The 20,430-nt window shown below is 64.9% G+C and carries 15 protein-coding genes and 1 pseudogene; 4 read left to right on the plus strand and 12 right to left on the minus strand.

Annotation, left to right across the window (positions count from 1 at the left end; translation table 11 throughout):
* The first annotated feature begins 34 nt into the window (after nt 1-34).
* The gene (locus SBI20_RS15835) at nt 35-706 is read left to right on the plus strand and encodes a FadR/GntR family transcriptional regulator (RefSeq protein WP_317975922.1); all 672 of its coding nucleotides are present in this window, start codon (nt 35-37) and stop codon (nt 704-706) included.
* 48 nt (nt 707-754) lie between these two features.
* Here the strand turns inward: SBI20_RS15835 and SBI20_RS15840 are convergent, their stop codons facing one another.
* Nucleotides 755-2,311 (minus strand): UxaA family hydrolase, encoded by a 1,557-nt coding sequence (locus SBI20_RS15840; protein ID WP_317975923.1) that lies wholly within the window; start codon nt 2,309-2,311, stop codon nt 755-757.
* A gap of 79 nt (nt 2,312-2,390) precedes the next feature.
* Between SBI20_RS15840 and uxaC the strand changes: the two genes are divergently transcribed.
* Together uxaC and SBI20_RS15850 are read left to right on the plus strand one after the other, a co-directional pair.
* Nucleotides 2,391-3,842, plus strand: coding sequence for a glucuronate isomerase (gene uxaC / locus SBI20_RS15845; RefSeq protein ID WP_317975924.1), 1,452 nt, complete (start codon nt 2,391-2,393; stop codon nt 3,840-3,842).
* Nucleotides 3,839-5,239 carry a mannitol dehydrogenase family protein gene (locus tag SBI20_RS15850; RefSeq protein ID WP_317975925.1) on the plus strand — a complete coding sequence of 467 codons (1,401 nt, stop codon included), beginning with the start codon at nt 3,839-3,841 and terminating at the stop codon, nt 5,237-5,239. The genes uxaC and SBI20_RS15850 overlap by 4 nt, the downstream gene beginning before the upstream one ends.
* Before the next feature lie 367 nt (nt 5,240-5,606).
* On the opposite strand, the gene SBI20_RS15855 is transcribed toward SBI20_RS15850, so the two are convergent.
* From SBI20_RS15855 to SBI20_RS15905, 11 genes and pseudogenes are all read right to left on the minus strand, one after another.
* A protein-coding gene (locus SBI20_RS15855) for an IS5 family transposase (protein ID WP_317973651.1) occupies nt 5,607-6,373 on the minus strand; the annotation gives its coding sequence in 2 pieces (ribosomal slippage) (nt 5,607-6,061 and nt 6,061-6,373; 768 coding nt in all).
* Nucleotides 6,374-6,424: 51 nt separating this feature from the next.
* Entirely contained in the window at nt 6,425-6,856 is a 432-nt protein-coding gene (locus SBI20_RS15860; RefSeq protein ID WP_317973650.1) for a hypothetical protein, read from the minus strand.
* A gap of 60 nt (nt 6,857-6,916) precedes the next feature.
* Entirely contained in the window at nt 6,917-8,218 is a 1,302-nt protein-coding gene (locus SBI20_RS15865; RefSeq protein ID WP_317975926.1) for a hypothetical protein, read from the minus strand.
* 264 nt (nt 8,219-8,482) lie between these two features.
* Nucleotides 8,483-9,493 (minus strand): LacI family DNA-binding transcriptional regulator, encoded by a 1,011-nt coding sequence (locus SBI20_RS15870; protein WP_317975927.1) that lies wholly within the window; start codon nt 9,491-9,493, stop codon nt 8,483-8,485.
* Nucleotides 9,494-9,522: 29 nt separating this feature from the next.
* Complete coding sequence (locus SBI20_RS15875) at nt 9,523-10,527, minus strand: alpha/beta hydrolase (protein WP_317975928.1); 1,005 nt, start codon at nt 10,525-10,527, stop codon at nt 9,523-9,525.
* Between the two features lie 40 nt (nt 10,528-10,567).
* On the minus strand, nt 10,568-13,501 hold the full coding sequence (locus tag SBI20_RS15880) for a TonB-dependent receptor (protein ID WP_317975929.1): 2,934 nt from the start codon (nt 13,499-13,501) through the stop codon (nt 10,568-10,570).
* A gap of 358 nt (nt 13,502-13,859) precedes the next feature.
* Nucleotides 13,860-15,446: pseudogene (locus tag SBI20_RS15885) on the minus strand (carboxylesterase/lipase family protein).
* Between the two features lie 28 nt (nt 15,447-15,474).
* Complete coding sequence (locus tag SBI20_RS15890; protein ID WP_317975930.1) at nt 15,475-16,512, minus strand: sugar kinase; 1,038 nt, start codon at nt 16,510-16,512, stop codon at nt 15,475-15,477.
* Complete coding sequence (kduD, locus tag SBI20_RS15895) at nt 16,509-17,264, minus strand: 2-dehydro-3-deoxy-D-gluconate 5-dehydrogenase KduD (protein ID WP_317975931.1); 756 nt, start codon at nt 17,262-17,264, stop codon at nt 16,509-16,511. The genes SBI20_RS15890 and kduD overlap by 4 nt, the downstream gene beginning before the upstream one ends.
* A gap of 5 nt (nt 17,265-17,269) precedes the next feature.
* The gene (gene kduI / locus SBI20_RS15900; protein ID WP_317975932.1) at nt 17,270-18,106 is read right to left on the minus strand and encodes a 5-dehydro-4-deoxy-D-glucuronate isomerase; all 837 of its coding nucleotides are present in this window, start codon (nt 18,104-18,106) and stop codon (nt 17,270-17,272) included.
* A 115-nt stretch (nt 18,107-18,221) separates the two neighbouring features.
* A complete protein-coding gene (locus SBI20_RS15905) occupies nt 18,222-19,250 on the minus strand; it encodes a LacI family DNA-binding transcriptional regulator (RefSeq protein WP_317975933.1) in 1,029 nt (342 codons plus the stop codon).
* A gap of 231 nt (nt 19,251-19,481) precedes the next feature.
* Here SBI20_RS15905 and SBI20_RS15910 point away from each other — a divergent pair, with 231 nt between their 5' ends.
* The gene (locus SBI20_RS15910; protein WP_317975934.1) at nt 19,482-20,297 is read left to right on the plus strand and encodes a 2-keto-4-pentenoate hydratase; all 816 of its coding nucleotides are present in this window, start codon (nt 19,482-19,484) and stop codon (nt 20,295-20,297) included.
* Nucleotides 20,298-20,430 lie beyond the last annotated feature (133 nt).

Raw genomic sequence — 20,430 nt, forward strand, 5'->3', positions numbered from 1 at the left:
TATCGCTGGCCTCGGGCAATAAGGCGAGAGGGTTATGTCGAAGCTGCGTCTGGTCGATCGGGCCTATGTCGACATTCTGGGGCTTGTCGAGGCCCAGTCGCTCAAGGTTGGCGACAGGCTTCCCTCAGAACTGGCCCTGACCCGCGCGCTGGGCGTTTCGCGCACGATTGTCCGCGAGACGCTGGCCCGCCTCGGCTCGGACGGAGTGGTCGAGGCAAGGCCGGGCGCCGGGTCCTATCTCGTGCGCGTGCCTTCGCGCCTGCTGTCACGGCACATGGCTGCCAGCGACCTGCCCGCCGCGCTGGGGACGTATGAAGTGCGCTTCGTGCTCGAAGCCGAAGCCGCGCGGCTGGCCGCCCAGCGCCGCTCGCTCGATGATCTGGCCGAGATCACGGCCTGCCTCGACGCGTTGCGCAAGGCTCTGCTTTCGAGCGGGCGGGCCGATGCCGAAGACATCGCGCTCCACCGCGCGATTGCCCGAGCCACGGGCAATGCTGCCTTCCTCGACAGCTTCGATGCGATCCAGTCGGGCGTCGCGAAGATCATGCGTGCAGGCATCGACATCTCGCGCGATGTCTGCGCGATCGAGGCCATGATCCGCGAGCACGAGGACATCGTGGCCGCCATCCGCAACAGCGATCCCGAGCGTGCGGCGCTCTCGATGCGCTGGCATCTGGCAGAGGGCCGCAACCGCCTGATGCTGTAACCGGATCAGACTCTCAGAGCCCGACCCGAGGACTTTTGGGACGGGTTCTCAAAGCGTGACGCCGCGCTTCCAGATGCCGATGGCGCGTTCCTCGTTGCGCTCGTTGCAGGCCGGTTCGCCGCTGGCGATGGCCAGGATGCGCGCGAGCAGGTCTTGCGCGGCGGCCTCCATGCCGATGGCGAGGACCGTGCCCGCGTCGAAGTCGATCCAGCCCGGCTTGTGGGCGGCCAGCGCCGCGTTCGAGGCGATCTTGACCGTGGGCACGGGGCTGCCCAGCGGGGTGCCGCGCCCGGTCGAAAAGAGGGTGATCGTCGCCCCGGCAGCGGCGAGCGCGGTGGTCGAGACGGCATCGTTGCCCGGCGCTTCGAGCACGGTCAGCCCGCTCGTGGCGATCTGCCCGCCATAGTCGATCACGTCGCAGACCGGGGCCTGCCCGCCCTTCTGCACTGCGCCCAGCGATTTCTCTTCCAGCGTGGTGATGCCCCCGGCGATATTGCCGGGGCTGGGGTTTTCCGAGACCGGCTCGCCATGGTCGAGGAAGTAGCGCTTGAAGCGGTTGACCAGCGTGGACAGCTTGCCAAACACCTCCGGGCTGGTCGTGCGTTCGAGCAGCAGGGTTTCGGCGCCGAACATCTCGGGAATTTCGGTCAGGATCGCGCTGCCGCCCGCCTGCGTCACCGCGTCGGTCATCCGGCCGATCAGGGGGTTGGCGGTCAACCCGCTCATCGCGTCCGAGCCGCCGCATTTGACCCCGAGGCGCAAGCCCGAAAGCGGGACGGGGGTGCGCCGGTCCTGCGCCATGATCGACAGCAGTTCGGCCAGATGGGCTTCCCCGGCGGCGAATTCATCGCTTTCCGATTGCGCGCGCAAGACCCGCAAGCGCTTCCTCCGGGCCGGGGGAATGCGCGCCAGCAGCGCGTCGAGCTGGTTGGATTCGCACCCCAGCCCGAGCAGCAGCACACCGCCCGCATTGGGATTGCTGGCCAGCGCGGCCAGAATGGCGGCGGTCCCGTCGAGGTCGGCGCCCAGTTGCGAGCAGCCGAACGGATGGTTGAACGCATGAACCCCGTCGATCGACAGACCCGGCAAGGAGGTGCGCCGCATGAGGTCGACCATGGCCGTCCCGCGCTGGGCCAGCCGCTCGCCCAGACGGCCCACACAGCCCACCGTGGGCAGTATCCACACCTCGTTGCGCGTGCCCACCGATCCATCGGCGCGGGCAAAGCCCATGAAGCCGGGGGCATCAGCCCCCCGCGCATCGGCAACCGGCGCGGCGGGCGCGGTGCGGGGGGAGGGGGCATAGGCCAGTTCGCCGCCCAGCGCGGTCTTCAGGTTGTGGCTGTGAACATGCGCGCCTTGCGCAATCGCCGCGCTCGCCAGCCCGATCCGGGCGCCATAGCGGTGGACGGGCGCGCCTTGTTCCAGCGGGGCGAGGGCGAACTTGTGCCCGGCAGGGATCGCCTCGCGCAAGGTCACGCGCCGCGCGCCCTCTCCGGCGCCCACATCGACGGTGGCACCCGCGCGCAGCGGGCGCAGGGCAACAGCCACATCATCGCCCGGTGCGATCTGGAGGGCGTCTGGAACAGTCTGGACAAGCTGGCTCATGGCTTTCGGATACACCGTTGCCAGCGCTGGCACAAGCCGGTAGATCAGGGCCAACGTCCTTTGGAGAGGCCCCGTTCCCATGCCCAGAATCGCCCTTCACCCCGACCGCCTGTTCCCCGCCGATCCCGCCACCCGCACCATCGCGCGCGATCTCTACGCGCTGGTTGCCGGGGCTCCGATCATCAGCCCCCATGGCCATACCGACCCGGAATGGTTCGCCACCGATGCCCCGTTCGCCAATGCGACCGAACTGCTGCTGGCGCCCGATCACTACCTGTTCCGCATGCTTTATTCGCAAGGCGTCGCGCTCGATTCGCTGGCCGTGCCCCGGCGCGGGGGTGTCGTGCCCGATACCGATCCGCGCACGGCATGGCGCACGTTCGCGGCCCACTGGCACCTGTTTCGCGGCACCCCTTCGGCGATGTGGCTGGGCCATGTCTTTGCCGAAGTGTTCGGGATCGAGGAGGTGCTCGATGAAACCACGGCAGACCACTATTACGACGTGATCGGTGCGGCGCTGGCCACCCCGGCCTTTGCCCCGCGCGCGCTGTTCGAGCGTTTCAATATCGAGCTTCTGGCCACGACCGAAGGCGCGGGCGATGATCTGGCCCACCACAAGGCCATCCGCGCCTCGGGCTGGAAGGGCAATGTGGTGACGACGTATCGCCCGGATTCGGTGATCGACCCCGAACACGATTCCTTCGCGCGCGACATGGAACGCTTTGCCACGCTCTCGGGCGAGGATGTCACCCGCTGGGACGGTTATCTGGCCGCGCATCGCCGCCGCCGCGCCGATTTCCGCGCGATGGGGGCAACCGCCACCGACCACGGCTTCCTCACCCCGCGCACGGCCAACCTCTCGCGCGCCGGGTGCGAGGCGCTGTTCGCCAAAGTCCTCTCGGGCAAGGCCGACGCACAGGAGGCCGAACTGTTCCGCGCCCAGATGCTGACCGAAATGGCGCGGATGAGCCTGGAAGATGGCATGACCATGCAGATCCACCCCGGCGCCACGCGCAACCACAACGCGGGCCTGTTCGCCAGCCACGGGCGCGACAAGGGGGCGGACATCCCCCGCGCGACCGAATATGTCGAGGCGCTGCGCCCGATGCTCGACCTGTTCGGCAACGAACCGGCGCTCAAGGTCATCCTCTTCACCCTCGACGAGACGACCTATGCCCGCGAACTCGCGCCGCTGGCCGGGCACTATCCGTGCCTCAAGCTCGGCCCCTCGTGGTGGTTCCACGACAGCCCCGAAGGCATGCGCCGCTTCCGCGAGATGACCACCGAAACCGCGGGGTTCTACAACACCGTCGGCTTCAACGACGATACCCGCGCGTTCCTCTCGATCCCCGCGCGCCACGATGTCGCCCGGCGGATCGACTGCGGCTTCCTCGCCCGGCTGGTGGTCGAACACCGGCTGGCCGATTGGGAAGCGGCCGAGCTGATCGTGGAACTGACCACCGGCCTCGTGCGCAAGGCCTATGGCCTGCCAGTGCCCGGCGGCGTTCAGAATGCGGAGTTGGTGGCATGACCGCGCTTTCTCCCGAAACCCTCGCGCTTTTGCCGCAAAATGTCGCGCGGCCCGGCTGGGACCGTTCGGCCATGCGCGCCGGGGTGGTCCACTTCGGGCCGGGCGCGTTTCATCGCGCCCATCAGGCCGCCGCGTTCGACACCCTGCTGGAAAGCGACCCGCGCTGGGGCATCACCGGGGTCAGCCTCCACTCACAGGGCGTCGCCCGCGCGCTCAATCCGCAAGGCGGGCTCTACACGCTCGCCCTGCTCGATACGCAGACCCGCTATCGCGTGATCGGCGCCATCGGCAAAGTTCTGACCGGCGCGGAGCCTGAGGCGATCCTCGCAGCGCTGGCCAGCCCCGACACCCGCATTATCAGCGCGACCGTCACCGAAAAAGGCTATTGCCTGACCGGCGAGGGCCAGCTCGACTTTGCCCACCCGGCGATCAGGGCCGATGTGGCCAGCGGCCTTGCGGGCAATGCCCCCGCCAGCTTCACCGGCTGGCTGGTGCGCGGCCTTGCCGCGCGCCGCCGCGCCGGGCTGCCGGGAGTGACGGTGCTCTCGTGCGACAATCTGGCCGACAACGGGCGCAAGCTGGAAGCTGCCACCCTGGCTCTGGCGCAAGCCATCGACCCCGACACCGCCCGCTGGATCGAAGATTCCGTTCGCTTCCCCAATGCCATGGTCGATTCCATCACGCCTGCCAGCGACGACACCCTGCGCGCGCAAGTGGCGCAGGCCATCGGGCTGGACGACGCCTGGCCGATCCAGCGCGAACCCTTCACCCAATGGGTGATCGAAGACACATTCGCCGGGGAACGCCCTGCGCTCGAGCTTGCAGGCGTGACCTTCGCCGCTGACGTGCGCCCGTTCGAAACCGCCAAGCTGCGCCTGCTCAACGGCGCGCACTCCTCGCTCGCCTATATCGGGCTGGGACTGGGCCACGAAACCGTGGCGCAGGCCATGGCCGACCCGCACCTTGCCGCCTTCGTCGAGCGCCTGATGCGCGAGGACATCGCCCCCTCGGTCAAGGCCCCTCCCGGCCTGAACCTGTCGGCCTATATCGACGACGTGCTGGCCCGCTTCGCCAACCCCGCCATCCGCCACCTGCTGTCGCAGATCGCATGGGACGGCTCGCAAAAACTGCCCTACCGCCTGCTCGACACCGTGCGCGACGCCCTTTCCGCCGGACGCCCGATCGACCGCCTCGCCATCCCCATCGCCGCCTGGCTCCGCTTCCTCGCCCGCGCCGCCCGCCAGAACCAGCCGATCACCGACCCCCTGGCCCCCGACCTCCTCGCCCGCGCCGAAGACTGGCGCGCCGTGCTCGCCATGGCCCCCATCTTCGGCCCCCTCGGCCAAGACCCCCGCTTCCTCACCGCCGTCGAAGCCGCCCTGGCCGAAACCGTTTGAAGAAAAGGGAAAAAGAAGGGGCCATCGGCCCCTTCAACCCCATTAGTTTTTTGGGCGAGATGCGCCCTCTTTGCGGTCATCGGAACCCCGGATTGGCGACATGATAGCTGTGGTTAATTCAATTTAGGGGGTGACTATTATCGTAATGTTATCATTTATGGGGGGGATTATGCCAAAACCGCAAAATTGAACTGTCGAAGCCCGGGTCTTTATCTCGAAATTAAGGCGGAAATTCAACGTAATTGATGCCTTTTAATCAATCGTTGCGGTTAGCTTCCTGCTGGCGCTAGCAATTCCTCTGGATCGATCGGTTTTGGCAGGTCTAAATCCTCAAAAAGGTCGACCTTATTCTGAGTTTCCAGCCATATTAGGCCGTAGACTCATAAACACGGAGCCACAGCCGCATTGAGGCCAGTTGGACCATGGCGAGGAAGTTTTCTGCCAACTTGTCATAGCGCGTTGCGACACGGCGGAAGTGCTTCAGCTTGGAGAAGAAGCGCTCAATCAGGTTCCGCTCGCGGTACAGCCACGTGCTGAAGTACGGTTTCGACCTCCGATTGGCCTTGGGCGGAATGTTGGCAAACGCTCCCTTCTCACGCAGTGACGCCCGGATGCGATCAGCATCGTAGGCCTTGTCCGCCAGCACGATTGTTCCGGCACCGACATGTTTGAGCAGATGGTCGGCAGCTTGGCCGTCATGGCTTTGTCCTGCGGTCAGGCTCAGCCGGATCGGGAGGCCTTGCCCGTCGACGACCGCGTGGATTTTGGTTGTGAGTCCACCCCTGGAGCGACCGAGACAATGATCTCGATCCCCCTTTTTGCCGTCGCAGCCTGCTGGTGCGCCCGGATAGATGTGCTGTCGATCATCTGAATGTCGCCGTCGTGGGCGGCGGTAATGGCGTCCATCATCCGATCCCACACTCCTGCTTTCCGCCATCTTACAAAGCGGTTGTAGCAGGTGGTGCGCGGGCCATAGCGCTCGGGCAGATCGCGCCAAGGCGCGCCGGACCGCAACACCCAGAAGATGCCGTTCAGCACGCGGCGGTCATCGACGCGCGGCACACCTCGGGGCTTATTCGGTAACAGCGGTTCGATCACGCGCCACTCGAAGTCGGTCAAGTCATATCGGCTCATGCCAAGCCTGAATCAGATTTTGACGGAAGAAGAAAGTTCGAGCCAATGCCGCTATGCCGCTCGGCTGAGCAGGTCTGCAACGATCTGCCCCAAAGCCGAGGCCGAATTAGCAGATGGAACCGCTATATCCGGCTCCGGCTCAAAGCCCTCTTTGCTACCCAAATTGCGATAGGGGGTGACTTTGAGCAAACTCCCGTCGCTCACGACACTGACATGCTTGGACAATTTCATGAACGTGGTCCACGAACGAACGCCGGCGGCCGCCAGCAATGGCTTGTCGATGTGTGCATCGGGCGGCGGCGTCGGGACGCCTTCCTGCGATCGAGCCAAAGCCTGTTCGATGGCGCGACCCAACTCATCATGCGAAGGCTGGCTGAGGCAAGCCACTTGCTCATCGTCGATCCAAAAACCCGCCGCCGTCTTGTGCGACGCCGTCACAAACAGTTGCCCCTTGCGTTCATAGATGGCGGCCAGCTTCTTCATGCCTGCACTTTGCGCTCGAAGGGCGTGCCTGTCCACACGGTGGCCGCTGGTAATCTAGCATCACAGATTTATGGGTTCACGGCCTAGAAAGCCCTTATCCACAACGTGAAGGCGCGTGTTGGTCGTATCGTAATCTATAACCAGTGGTCGTATATTTTTTTTATTCTGAAGTGATGCCGCGGAAATTAGTATCTGCGTTATATTTCCGTTGTTTAGCTTGTCTCCGCGCGGATGTTGTGATTTTATTATTCTTGTTATTGTCCTTAATCGAACGCCCTTTTCAAGCTCTTCTACAGGAAAGCAGAGGAGCGCGTAAATTATCCATTTTGGCATTTCAAGATCAGTTTCCTGAAAGCCATCGACAAATCCAAAGAGAAAACCTTTGTATCGACCTGTTTGTTGGGAGACTATTTCTGCAGAAAGGCTTGGTACGTCGATTCCTTCGCCTACTACCTTGTATACGTCTTGAGTTTCGTAAATCCCAATGCCTCTTGCAGCGCGGCGGCAGAGTTCTTGAACGATATGTACGCTTTCAAAAGCTCGCCCGAGAACGGCCTGCACAAATTCCTCAGAAAAAGAAATATTCAGGAGCATTCCGCCGTCTGTGATCACTTCGCGAAGGCTGGCTTCGCCCCAAGTGTCGACGTCAACGGAAATTACGCGGTCTGTTAGGTCGCCGTTGAATCCAATAAGTCTATTTTCCTCTCGCCAGACTGCGACTACTATAAACGTAAATTTTGAAGATTCATGAAATGCTTTTAAAGAAAAGCTAAAATCTCTTTGGGTGTCGTCTGGGAGATAATGGAAATCTTCTAGGACAATAAATTTACTGAAATTTATAGCCTCAAGTGCTCTTATGATGTCGTTAGTTGAGTCTGGGTCAAGCTCAAGCTCGTGAAATGTTACTGATTCGGAATCTGTTGCGGTGTCTTCATTTCCCGCTTTAGCTGTGGCCTTTCCGAAAAGAGGGATAGAAAATCCGGCGCTACCTTCAACAGCAATTTTATTTGAACCCGATACAGTTTTGGTAGTAGACTGCTTGACAGAAAACCCAGCTGATTTCAAAATTGCAGCATGCAAATCTGCTAAAGTCCACTTGTTTTGGCAAGATATGACAACATAATCATTGTCACTTAGGCATTTTTTTCTAAGAGAGGTTTTGCCTTGTTTGGAGCTGCCGTAAATGACGATATGCTTTCCTTGAGATAAGCTGTCTATAAAAACCTCATCGACATTTTTTCTGGAAACGTAGTTAAGTGGTAATTCCCGGGATATACCAAATACGTCGTCGGTCGTGTGAGTTGTCTTCACCATATCTTTACCAACCTCTTGGGATTGCAATTCATTGGATTGATAGCGCATGTGCTGTCGTCCCTCTAGAGACGGTTATGATTCATCAGGTAATTAATTGATTTAAAATGTGTTCATGATTGCGCGGCTTGGGGCTATATGCCGGAAAAAGGCGACTTATCGGTCGGCCCCACTTATCTGCCGTTTCGAAGGTGGTGGAACGGTTCGAATTGAAGCGAGGTCAGGATGGAGGCGCGCCGGTTGCTCCCATGCACTTGCGCCAGCAGGACGTCCGGGGGTCTGGGGGCGATGGCCCCCAGGGCATGCTGTTCTATATTACCTTTGACCGGGCGGGGCGGTGCTTTCTGCCGGGGTCAGGGTGAGCGCGGGGTGATAGGGTTCGGGCGGGGGCGTGCCTTCGATCCGGGCGAGCAGGTGGCGGGTGGCGGCGGCGGCGATGGTGTCGAAGGGGCGGGTGATCGAGGTGAGCGCGGGGGAGACCATCTGGGCGAGCATCGAGCCGTCGAAGCCCACGACCGAGAGCTGGGCTGGCACGGACAGGCCCTTGCGCGCGGCGATTTTCAGCACGCCTGCGGCCATGATGTCGTTGGCGGCGAAGATCGCGGTGGGGGGCTGGGGCAGGGCCAGCAGGGTTTGGGCGGCCTCCATGCCCGAGGTAAAGCCATAGTCGCCTGAGGCTTCGGCGAGGGTGGCGTCCGGTTCGGCCTCGACGCGGGCGACGAAGCCGGCGCGGCGTTCGCGGGCCGAGGCGGTGTCGGCCGGGCCGTTGATGAGGCCGAGGCGGCGGTGGCCGAGGGTGAGCAGGTGTTCGGCCACGTGTGCCCCGGCGGCGCGTTCGTCGCTGCGGATCACCCCGGCAAAGCCTTCGAGCGGGACGGCGGACAGTGCCACGGCGGGGACGGCGGCGGCGTCGAGCGCGGGGGCGAGGCCTTCGACCCCGGCAATCGGGGGCAGCACGATCAGGCCATCGACGCGCGAGCGTCCGGCAAAGGTGATCACGTCGGCGATGGCTGCTTCGCCTCCCAGCGGGGTGGAGTGGACAATCAGTTCGTAGCCGCGTTCGGCGGTGACCGAGATGATGCCGCGCTGGATGGAATCGAGCACAAGCGCATTGCGGTCGTTGTGGATCAGGCCGATCAGCAGCGAGCGTCGCATGGCCAGTGCGCGGGCGCGCGGGCTGGGGCGGAAGTGGAGCGCGGCGATGGCCGCCTCGATCTTTTCGCGGGTCTGGGCGTTGACCTTGGGCGACTTGTTGAGGACGCGCGAGACGGTGCGGATGGATACGCCAGCGGCCAGGGCAACGTCTTCGATGGTGGGTTCGGACATGGCCCCTTTTAAGATCTGGGGGCCAAGGTTCAAGCCAGTCCGACGGTGCGGGCCCAGGTGCGCCAGAGATCGGGCCAGACTTCGACCGGCTTGCCGATGGCGCGGCGCAGGCCAAAGCCGTGGCCGCCATTGGCAAAGAGGTGGGTCTCGACCGGAATGCCGCGGGCCTTGAGCGCGGCGCGCAGGCGGATCGTGTTTTCCACCGGCACGGCTTCGTCGTCCTCGGCGTGGCACAGGAAGTGGGGCGGGGCGTCGGCGGGGACCATGCGGTCGGGCGAGTGGGCCGCTTCGAGCCGGGGTGTGGGATTGGAGCCGAGCAGCAGCGCGCGCGATCCGGCATGGGCGATGGCGGCGTCCATGCTGACCACCGGGTAGATCGGCGCGGCGCTGTGGGGGCGGGCCGAAAGGCGGTCGGCGGCGTCGCTGGCCGGGTAGGCCGGCGCGGCAAAGCGTGCGGCCAGATCGGCGCAGACATGGCCCCCGGCGGAAAAGCCCATCGCGGCCACGCGTTCGGGATCAATGGCATAGTCGCGCGCGTGGTGGCGGATCAGGCGCATCGCGCGCTGGGCATCGGCAAGCGGGGTATCGGGCCCGGTGGACCAGCCTTCGCCGGGCAGGCGATAGAACAGGACAAAGGCGGTGAACCCGCGCGCGGCCAGCCAGCGGCCGATCTCGTAGCCTTCCTTGTCGACCACGATCCAGCGATAGCCGCCGCCCGGCGTGATCATAACCGCCGCGCCATTGGGCCTATCGGGCCGGAACACGGCGAGGCGGGGGCGCGTGATGCCAAAGACCGCGCGGTCGTTGACGAGGGCGTCGCGCGAGCGTTCCTCGACCGTCTCGACCAGCGGGCGCAAAAGCTGGCCGGGCGCGTGGCCCGGCCAGAGGTCGAGTGTTTCGGCAGGTTGGGGCAGGCCGGGTGGAAGGGCCTGAAGCCCGGTCGGCGGCGGGGTTTGTCCCGATGCCGACCGGGTTATTGCACATGCGGCCATCGCCAGCGTCCGGGCCACGAGGGCGCGACGATCAACCGTCATGGGCAAATCTCCTGTGAGGCTGGATCAGAGTTTGGCCGTTTCAGAGCTTGGCACGCGCACCGAACAGGATGGTGCGGCCATAGTGGTTGTTCTCGTAGTTGCGCTGGGCCGTCTGGTCGGTGAAACGATAACGATAGGCGTCGGTCAGGTTGTTGCCGTCGATCGAGAGTTCGAGCCACGGGCGGACCTTGTAACGCACGGCGGCGTCCACGCTGGTGTACGAAGCATAGCCTTCGAACACGTTGCCCGTTGCGCTGGTGCCGTCGACGAAGGGCCCGCGATAGCTGACCGAACCACGGATGCTGAACTTGCCGTCGTCATAATAGAGCGTGGCGTTCCAGGCCTTCTTCGAGACGTTGAGCAGCGTCTGGTTGTAGACCGCCGAGACCCCGGCGAGCGTGCAGGCGCCCGAAGCATTGCGGGTGCAGGCGCTGACCGCCGGGCCGGTGATGGTATAGTCGGCGTTGCTCTGGATCAGCGTGGCGTTGCCCTGGAAGCCGGTGTGGCTGAGCAGGCCCGGCAGGAACGGGAAGGGCAGTTGCAGCGCCAGTTCGATGCCCTTGAGCGTGGCCCCCGTGCCGTTGACCTGCGAGGAGACGACATATTCCTGGGCGGGGTCGTAGTTGATGTAGGCGGGCGAGCTGGGGGTCAGCACCGAGCGATCCAGCCCGAGCTGGGGCAGCGTGGCGACATAGGTGCCCGCGACCGGGAAGCTCTGGATCTGCTTGATGAACCCGGCCACCGAGAGCAGCGCCTGGGGCGCGAAGTACCATTCGACCGAGGCGTCGAAATTGGTCGCGCGGTAGGGGTTGAGGAACGGGTTGCCGAAGGTGATGCGATAGTTGAACCCGTCGACCGAGCCACCCGGATTGAGGTTGCCGAGCGAGGGGCGGGTGATGACCTTGGCAATCGCGCCGCGCACGATCACGTCGTGGTGCGGATAGAACGCCACGTTGAACGAGGGCAGCCAGTCGTCATAGGTGCGCGCCACCGTGCCCGCGACGCCTGCGGTATAGCCGGTCGAGCGCTGGTCGGTATGGGCATAGCGCATGCCCGCATTGCCCGCATATTCGAGGCCGAGGATATTGCCCTTGATATCGAACTGGAGATAGCCGCCTGAAGTGGTTTCCTGAACGCGGCGGTTCGAGCCGAAGTCCTCGTTGGCGGTGCGGCCATAGAGATTGGTATAGTCGGCTGCCGAGGCGATGTTGGCGGCCAGGAACTGCGAGGTCGTGCCCGCGCCCTGTCCGGCATTGCCCAGGTTCACGATGTCGGAAATGCCCGAAGTGACCGGCAGGCCATAGGTCGAAGACGAGCAGGTCGTGGTGCCCAGGATCAGGTCGGGCTTGCCGTTGCCGCTGCACGCCACGGTGTCGCGCGTCCACATCTGGGTGCCGAAGTTGTAGCGGCGCCAGACCCCGCCCAGCTTGACCGTGAAGCCCTTGGCCACGTCCCATTCGGTGCGCAGTTGCACGGTCTTGAACTTGTTGGTGACATAGGAGGGGCGGTCGCGGATTTCGGCGAGCTGGAAATTGGCCGGGTTGGTGACATCGAACCCATAGGCCAGGGTCGGCGACTTCATGTTGCTGTAATCGAACGCAAAGCCATTGGCACCGCGGCTGTCGTAGGCAATCGTGCTTTCGACCGGAATGTCGGCGTCCGACTGCGAGATGCCACCCAGCAGGGTGAAGCGCAGCTTGTCCGTCACGTCCTGGTCCCACGTCGCGCCGACCTGATAGAACTTGGTCTGCGACTGGCGCAGGTAGCTCTCGGTGCGCACATAGGCGTTGTTGTAGGTGCCGCTGACCATGTTGCCGTTGCTGTCATACGTGGGGTTGACCACGTTGAAGCTGCGCTCGTTGGAGCGGGCGAGGACTTCGAGCCACTTCTCCTTGCGGTCTTCCTTGAACGAGGAATAGAGCGCGTCGACCGAGATCTTGGTGTGGCTGCTCGGCTCGAACTGGATCGAGCCGGTCAGGCCCAGACGGCGACGGTCGTGCTCGATCACGCCATAACGCGGGATGCGCGGATGGAACGAGAGCGCCGCCGCGTCGCAGGCCTGCGAGGGGCGATAGGAGCCGCCGCTGCTGACCGGATTGCCCCCGGTGGCGCCGGGCGTCGAATAGAAGCAGGGCGTGCCGTTGACCGAATTGAAATAGGCTTGCGACCAGCGCACGGTGTTGTTGCCGCTTTCGAGCGTGTCGGTGTGCGAATAGGCCGCCGAGAAGTTGGCGCCGAACGTGCCAGCGGCATTCTTCCACGAGAGCAACCCGGCAATGCGCGGGCCGACGTTCTTCGAAAGGGTGTTGTACGACCCCTGCACGTTGAGAACGGCGGTCAGCCCGGTCTTGCCCGCCAGCGGATTGCCGGTGTTGAGATCGACCACCGCGCCCAGCGAGCCTTCGTCGAGGCTGGCTTCGGCGGTCTTGTGGACGACCAGGCTGCTGAACAGTTCGGACGCGAAGACGTTGAAATCGAATGAGCGATCGCGGTTGGCCGAGGCACCGTCAGACGAAGTGGTGATCGTTTCGAGGCCATTGACGCGCACGCGGGTGAACTGCGAACCGAGGCCGCGCACGGTGATCGCGCGGCCTTCGCCGCCGTCCTTCTGGATCGAGATGCCCGGAATGCGCTGGAGCGATTCGGCGATGTTCTGGTCGGGGAACTTGGCGATGTCCTCGGCCACGACCGCATCGACCGCCGAGATCGACTGGCGCTTGAGGTTCAGCGCGGCCTGAAGCGACTGGCGAAAGCCGGTGACGATGATCGCGGGGACATCGGGCGTGTCGCCTTCCGCGCCGACTTCGGGGGCGGGCCCGGCTGCGGGCTCGGTTGCAGGCTGGGCCGTGGGCCGGGCTGCCGCCTCGTCCTGCGGCGGGGCTTCCTGAGCCAGAACGCCTTGGGGCAGGGCAAGCGCGCTGCCGGCAAACAGGGCGATCTTGAGCATCGAAATACGGGATTCAGTCTTGCGCATCGTTACATCCCCTCTCAGCCCGTGAGGTCGTATGATACCGGTGTCAGCGATGCACGCAATGGCTTGCATCTTTCCGGCGTCACAACTCCCATCCGCACAGGGCAGACCGCCCGGACCTTGTCCGGGCTTATTGTTTTCGGTCCCTTCCTGCGGGTTGTCCGTCAGGAATGGTAACCGGTGTCATTACGTGATGTTTTGCAACACGATCCGGTCCCTGTCAAGAACGCGAACGGATGGAGCAGAACATCGAAATCGGCATTCTTTTGCATGGACTTGGGTGGCCCGGCAGGCGCCATGCCGGTGCATGTCGGGCCCGTTCATGCTGCGCACCATGCCGCGCAGCATGAACGTGATTCGGTCAGCTTCCCGGCTGGACGTAGGGCCCATGGGCCCAGACCCGGCGCTGCCAGCCACGCGGATCTTCGACCATGCGCGGGGCATCGTCGAAGATCATCGTCGCGCGTTCGGGCGTGCGATAGGGCGTCCATTCGGGCATGTCTTGGGCAAGGCCGGGGCGGCCTGTCCGGGCCAGACCGGCAAAGGCGGCCATCATCGCGGTGCTGAGCGCGCGGGCACCGGCATCGGTGCCTGAATAGCTGCCCGGCGCGTCGAGCGTGCCAAAGACATAGGGAATGTCGTCGGTATGGGCCGCGCCCCGCAAGGGATCGAGCGGCGAGCGGCGGTCGAGCTGATAGACCCATGTATCGCGGGCTCCGGCCCGCGCGCGGGCATCGGCCTCGATCACTTGTCCGGGCCACGAGCGCCCGGCGGTGGTCGCCGCGAAATAGACCTCCTGCGGGCTCCAGTGCGGGGCCTGCGCGCGGTATTGCGCGATGACCCAGTCGGGATCGAGGTCGATCTTCACTTCGGCGGCCATCCGCGCGGGGAGGTTGCTCCAGTCCAGCCCGGCCAGCTTCGGGCCGCGTGGGTCGAGGAAGGCGCGGGTCTCGTCGTGGACATTGCCCAGGATCATCGGGATGCCCAGCGACTGGGGCGCCGCATCGGGCCAGAACGGGTGGCGCGGCAGGTTGGTCATGTCGAGCACGGGGCCGAAATAGAGCGCGCCGCCCATGACCGGATCGGGGGTGTCGATGGCCGCGATCAGGCGCTCGACCGGCAGGCTGCGCAAGCTGGCGACATCCGACGTGCCAAGGCCCATCCGCGCCATCCAGGCATGGGTGCGGGCCAGCGCATGGGCCGGGCCGCTGGCCTGAACCTGCTGCCCGCTCATCGTTGCGGCGGCGTGGAACAGGCCCTTGGCCTGCGGCATGGCCATCAGCGTGGCGATCTTGGCCCCGCCGCCAGACTGGCCAAAGACCATGACCCGCGCGGGATCGCCGCCAAAGGCCGCGATATGGTCGCGCACCCATTCGAGCGCGAGGATGAGGTCGAGCTGGCCCAGATTGCCGCTGTCGGCCAGAGTGGCATCGAGCGGCTTGAGCCAGGCATAGCCGAGCGGCCCGATCCGGTGGTTGACGGTGACGACCACCACGTCGCCCCCGGCGGCGAGCTTGGCGCCGTGGGTCAGCGGGTCGGTGACCTAGCCGTTGGAATAGGCCCCGCCATGGAAATAGACCATGACCGCGCGACGCGCAGAGGCCGTTTTTCCGGCTGTTTCGGGCGTCCACACGTTGAGGAACAGGCAGTCCTCGCTTTGCGGGGCATCGGCCATGCCGCGCTGGGGGCAGACCGGGCCGAACCGTGTGGCCTCCAGCAGGGGGCCCTCGAACGGTTCGGCCACGGCGCGGGCAAATCGCTGCGCCCGGCCGTAGCGAATGCCCTTGAACGCGCAGACCCCGTCCTCGCGCAGCCCGCGATAGCGCCCGGCGCGTGGGGGCGAGAGGGAGGCGGACAAGACAGGTGTGGCAGACAGGGACGATGTGGCAGTCAGGGCGGCGAGCGCGCCAGCGCCCTTGATCCATGTCCGCCGGTTGATCGGGTCCATCGGAAATCTCCCGCTCGGGAGGTGGGGGTCAGCGCCGGACGTCGCCGCCGCTGGCCGAGAAAGCTTCGAGTTCGCCGCGGCCGATCGTGCACATGTCGCCCGGCTGGGTGTGCTTGAGTGCGGCGAGGCCAAGCCCTGATTGCGCCATCGCGGCAAGGTCGCCGCCTTCGAGCCACTGGTGCAGCACGCCTGCACAAAAGGCATCGCCCGTGCCGATGCGGTCGACAATGCCGGTCACGTTCGCTTCGGGGGTCTGGTGCGCGCCCGTGCGCGCGTCGACGCGCGCGGCAATGCGGTGATAGTCCGAATTGACGATGTGCCGCGCGGTCGAGGCGATCCATTGCAGGCGGGGAAAGGCGTCGAACGCGGCGAGCGCGGCCTCGCGCCGCCGGTCGGCGCCATCGCCCGAAAAGGCCGTGCCCAGCAGCAGCGAAATGTCGCGGTGGTTGCCGATCATGATCGTGGCCGATTGCATCAGGTCGGTCAGGATCGCGCGCGGATCGCTGTCCCACGCATTCCACAACAAGGCGCGATAATTGCCGTCAAAGCAGATCGGCACACCTGCCGCATCGGCGGCGGCGACCGCCGCGCGGGCCAGCGCCACGCCCTTGGGGCCGAGAGCGGGGGTGATCCCCGAAAGGTGCAGCAGGGCCGCGCCATCGAGCGCGGCGGCAAAGTCGAAGGTTTCGGGTTCGCACCCGGCAAACACACTGCCCGCGCGATCATAGGTGATCGAGGAAGGGCGCAGGCCCGCCCCGCTTTCGAGGAAATAGAGGCCCATGCGCCCGGCGGCGCGTTTGACAGGGCCGGTGTCGATCCCCGCTGCCCCCAGCGCGGCGCGGGCCTTGTCGCCCAGCGGGCCATGCGGCAGGGCCGTGACCATCACGGTCTCGTGGCCCAGCGCGGCCAGCCCGGCGGCAACATTGGCCTCCGCGCCGCCCACTTCGAGGGTAAGGCTCTCGCTCTGGCGCATCAGGCGGTGGCCCGGCGTCGCCAGCCGCAGCAGCACTTCGCCAAAGCAGACGATGTGGCCCGATTTTTGGCCCGATTTTTGTAGGCCGCTCATCGCGCCAGCCATCCGCCATCGACGGCCAGAACATGGCCGGTGACATAGTTCGAGGCGGGCGAGGCGAGGAACACGGCGGCCCCCGCAATGTCTTCGGAGGCACCCCAGCGCCCGGCGGGAATCCGTTCGAGAATCTGGCGGTTGCGGGTTTCGTCGGCCTGAAGCGCGGCGGTGTTGTTGGTGGCGATATAGCCGGGCGCAATGGCGTTGACCTGCACGCCGTGGGGCGCCAGTTCGTTGGCCATGGCCTTGGTCACCCCGCCCACGCCCGATTTCGCCGCAGCATAGGAGGGCACGCGGATGCCGCCCTGAAAGGTGAGCAGCGAGGCGATGTTGATGATCTTGCCGCCCCCGCGCGCCACCATGCCGCGCGCGGCGGCCTGGCTCAGGAAAAACAGCGTCTTGAGGTTGGTGTCGATCACCGCGTCCCAGTCTTCCTCGGAAAATTCGAGCAAGTCGGCGCGGCGGATGATCCCGGCGTTGTTGACGAGGATGTCGACCCCGCCCAGCGCCTCGCCTGCCTGCGCCACCACGCCTTCGACCGGATCGATCAACGAGAGGTCGGCCTTGATGCTGATCGCGGTGCGTCCGGTGGCGGCAATGGCCGCGAGGGTTTCGGTGGGCTCCGAACGCCCGGCCAGCGCCACATCGGCCCCGGCCTGCGCGAGGGCGACGGCGATGGCCTGGCCGATGCCGGTGTTGGCGCCGGTGACGAGGGCGGCCTTGCCCGCAAGGCTGAAGGAGATGCTCATGGCGCTTACTTCAGCTGGCAGATGTCGAGCACGTTCATGTCGGTATAGTCGAGGTTTTCCCCGCCCATGGCCCAGATGAACGCATACTTCTTGGTGCCCGAGCCCATATGGACCGACCACGGCGGGCTGATCACGGCTTCCTCGTTGGCGATCACGAGGTGGCGCATGGCGTCCGGCTCGCCCATGTAGTGAAACACGCGGTCGTTTTCCTGCGGGAGATCGAAGTAGAGGTAGATTTCGCTGCGGCGGTCGTGAAGGTGGGGGGGCATGGTGTTCCACACGCTGCCTTCCTCCAGCACGGTCAGGCCGAGCAGAAGCTGCGCGCTCTCGCACACGCCGGGGATCACCAGCTGGTAGATCGTGCGCTGGTTGGAATTGGCAAGGTCGCCGCGTTCGAGCGGGTTGGCCTGCGCCAGCGTGATCAGCTTGACTGGCAGCGCCTTGTGCGCGGGAACCGAGGCCAGATAGAACCGCGCGCCTTCGCCCTCGAACACCACCTCTTCGCTGCCCATCGGCACGTAGAGGCATTCCTTGTTGCCGACCGCAAAGCGTTGGCCATCAACGGTGACAAAGCCGGGGGTGCCGATGTTGACCACGCCCATCTCGCGCCTCTCGAGCAGCGAATGGCCAGCCGCGCTTGCCGGGGCAGTCTGGCGGGGGAGGGGCAGGGGCTCGGCACCGGGGACCGCGCCACCGATCACGAAGCGTTCGTTGTGCGAATAGTTGAGGTTCACCTCGCCCGCCACGAACATGCCCGAAACCAGATAACGGTCGCGCAGGGCCTCGTTCGAGACGCTGTCCATCATGTCCGGATGGGTGGCGTGATAGGTCTTGGCAAACATGGCGCACTCTCCCTTTTTTCGCTGTCGGGTGCTTGGTATCGGGTTTGGGTAACCGGTGTCAACGCTGTTTTGCAAAAGGAACGCGCTTCCTGCAACGGCGCGCAACACGGGCGTTTCAGCCGGTGGGATCGCCCGAATATTCTATGGCCGAGGCCCGGCGCACGAGGTCGGAGGGGAAGAAGGCCGGTTCGCGCGCGGCGGTTTCCGGGCGGATCAGCTTGAGCGCGGCAGTGCGCGCCATGGCCCGGATCGGCCAGCGCACGGTGGTGAGCGGGGGCCAGATATGCGCGGCGATGGCGGTATCGTCGAAGCCGATGATCGAGAGATCCTGTGGCACGCGCAGCCCCCGCGCGCAGGCCGCGTGGAGCACGCCGGCGGCCATCACGTCGTTGCTGGCAAAGATCGCGCTGGGCGGATTTTCAGCATCGAGCAGGGCCTCGCCGGCAGCCTTCCCCGATTCGAACCGGTAGTTGCCGCGCGTGAGCAGCGCCGGGTCGATCGTCAGTCCGGCCCGGCCCATCCCTGCGATGAAGCCCAGTTCGCGCTCGCGCGCCGAGCGGAAGCCTTCTGGCCCGGCCACGAAGCCGATCCGGTGATGGCCAAGGTGTGCCAGCCATTCGACCGCCTCGCACACCGCTTCCTGGTCGTTGGAGGCGACCAGATGGGCCTCGTCGTCGAGTCGGGCCGAGCCCATGCGCACGACCGTGCAGCCCAGATCGCGGCACAGCCGGGCCAGTTCGTCGTTTTCCGAAAGCGGCGGGAGCAGCATGACCCCGTAGAGCCGCTGTTGCTCGATGAAGTGGCGGATGTCGTCGAGCAGGGTGGGGGAGTGGCGGTCGACCGGGCGCACGACGAGCGCGAATTCGGTCGCGCGGATGGTGTCGAGAATCCCTTCCTGCACATTGAGAACCATCTGCGCGTTGGGGTTGTCGTGGATCAGGCCGATCAGGAAATTGCGGCGCAGCGCCAGCGCGCGCGCCTGCGGATTGGGCACGTAGTCGAGCTGGGCGATCACCGCCTCGACCTTTTCGCGCGTGGCCTGGTTGAGCAGGGGCGACTTGTTGATCACCCGGCTCACGGTCTTTTTCGATACCCCCGAGAGGCGCGCCACATCGTTGATCGTGGGTTTTTGCGCTTTTGCCATCGGTCTGTTTTGTGCCTCTCGTCGTGCTGCGATTTTCCGACTTGCCTTCGCCTGCGGCAAAAGGCAAGATGACACCGGTTACCGCAATGGAAGCTCCGTTATTCGGCCAAAGCTGTGCTCTTTGGGCCGGGCACGGAAAATCATGTTCAATGGTGTTGCGTCAGGTTTTGACACCGGTTTCCGCGTTCTTCGTGGCCGGGCGTTGCCTGACCTGACCGGGATTGGCTGGGGATGAGTTTGACCGAGCAGGCAAAGGCTGTTGCCGCAGCATTCGTGACGGCGCGGCGCGAAGGGCGCGCCATGGCTGCCTATCCGGGGGTGATGCCTGCCGATCTGGCGCAGGCCTATGTCATTCAGGATCTGGCGCTTGCGCTCGATGGCGGGGCCGTGGCCGGGTGGAAGGTCGGGCGCATCAACGCGCCGGACGATGCGGCGCTGGGCAGCAATCGGCTGGCCGGGCCGATCTTTGCGACAAACGTGGTTTTTGCCGGGGATTGTGCGGGTGAGGGGCCGGTCATGCCGGTCTTCGCCGATGGTTTTGCGGCCGCCGAGGCCGAATTCCTGCTCCATGTCGCGCCCGGCTGGGATGGCGTGATCCCGCAGGACGATGCGGCCACGCGCGCGCTGCTCGATGCCGTCCACATCGGCATCGAGGTTGCCAGTTCGCCCTATCCGGGCATCAATGCCGATGGTCCGCCGGTGACGGTCTCGGACTTTGGCAACAATTACGGTCTTGTCGTCGGGGCGCCGCTGGCCGGTTGGCAGACGGTCGATTTCGCTTCTATCCTCGTGCGCCTCGAAATCGACGGCGTGCTGGCGGGCGAGGCGACGAGCGCCACGATGCTCGATGGTCCGCTGGGCGCAGTGCGTTTCCTGCTGGGCAATCTGGCCGCGCGCGGGATCGATGCGAGCGCCGGGCTGTGGGTTTCGACCGGGGCGGTCACCGGGGTTCACCCTGTCGCACCGGGGCAGGCCGTGCGGGCCAGCTTTGCCGGGCATGGCGAGGTGACCTGCACGATTGCGGCGCTTGGCGCGGGAGCTGACTGAGCACCGGCCTGCCGCAGCCGAAAATACAACGGACGAGTACGAACGGACAGGGCAAAAGCCCGCCGACACGGGAGTTGATGCAATGGAAGCGCAGATCGAGCAAAGGGCGTCCGTGCAAAGTCCATCCGGGGCC

It is taken from the genome of Novosphingobium sp. IK01, assembly GCF_033242265.1.
GTDB classification, from domain to species: domain Bacteria; phylum Pseudomonadota; class Alphaproteobacteria; order Sphingomonadales; family Sphingomonadaceae; genus Novosphingobium; species Novosphingobium pituita.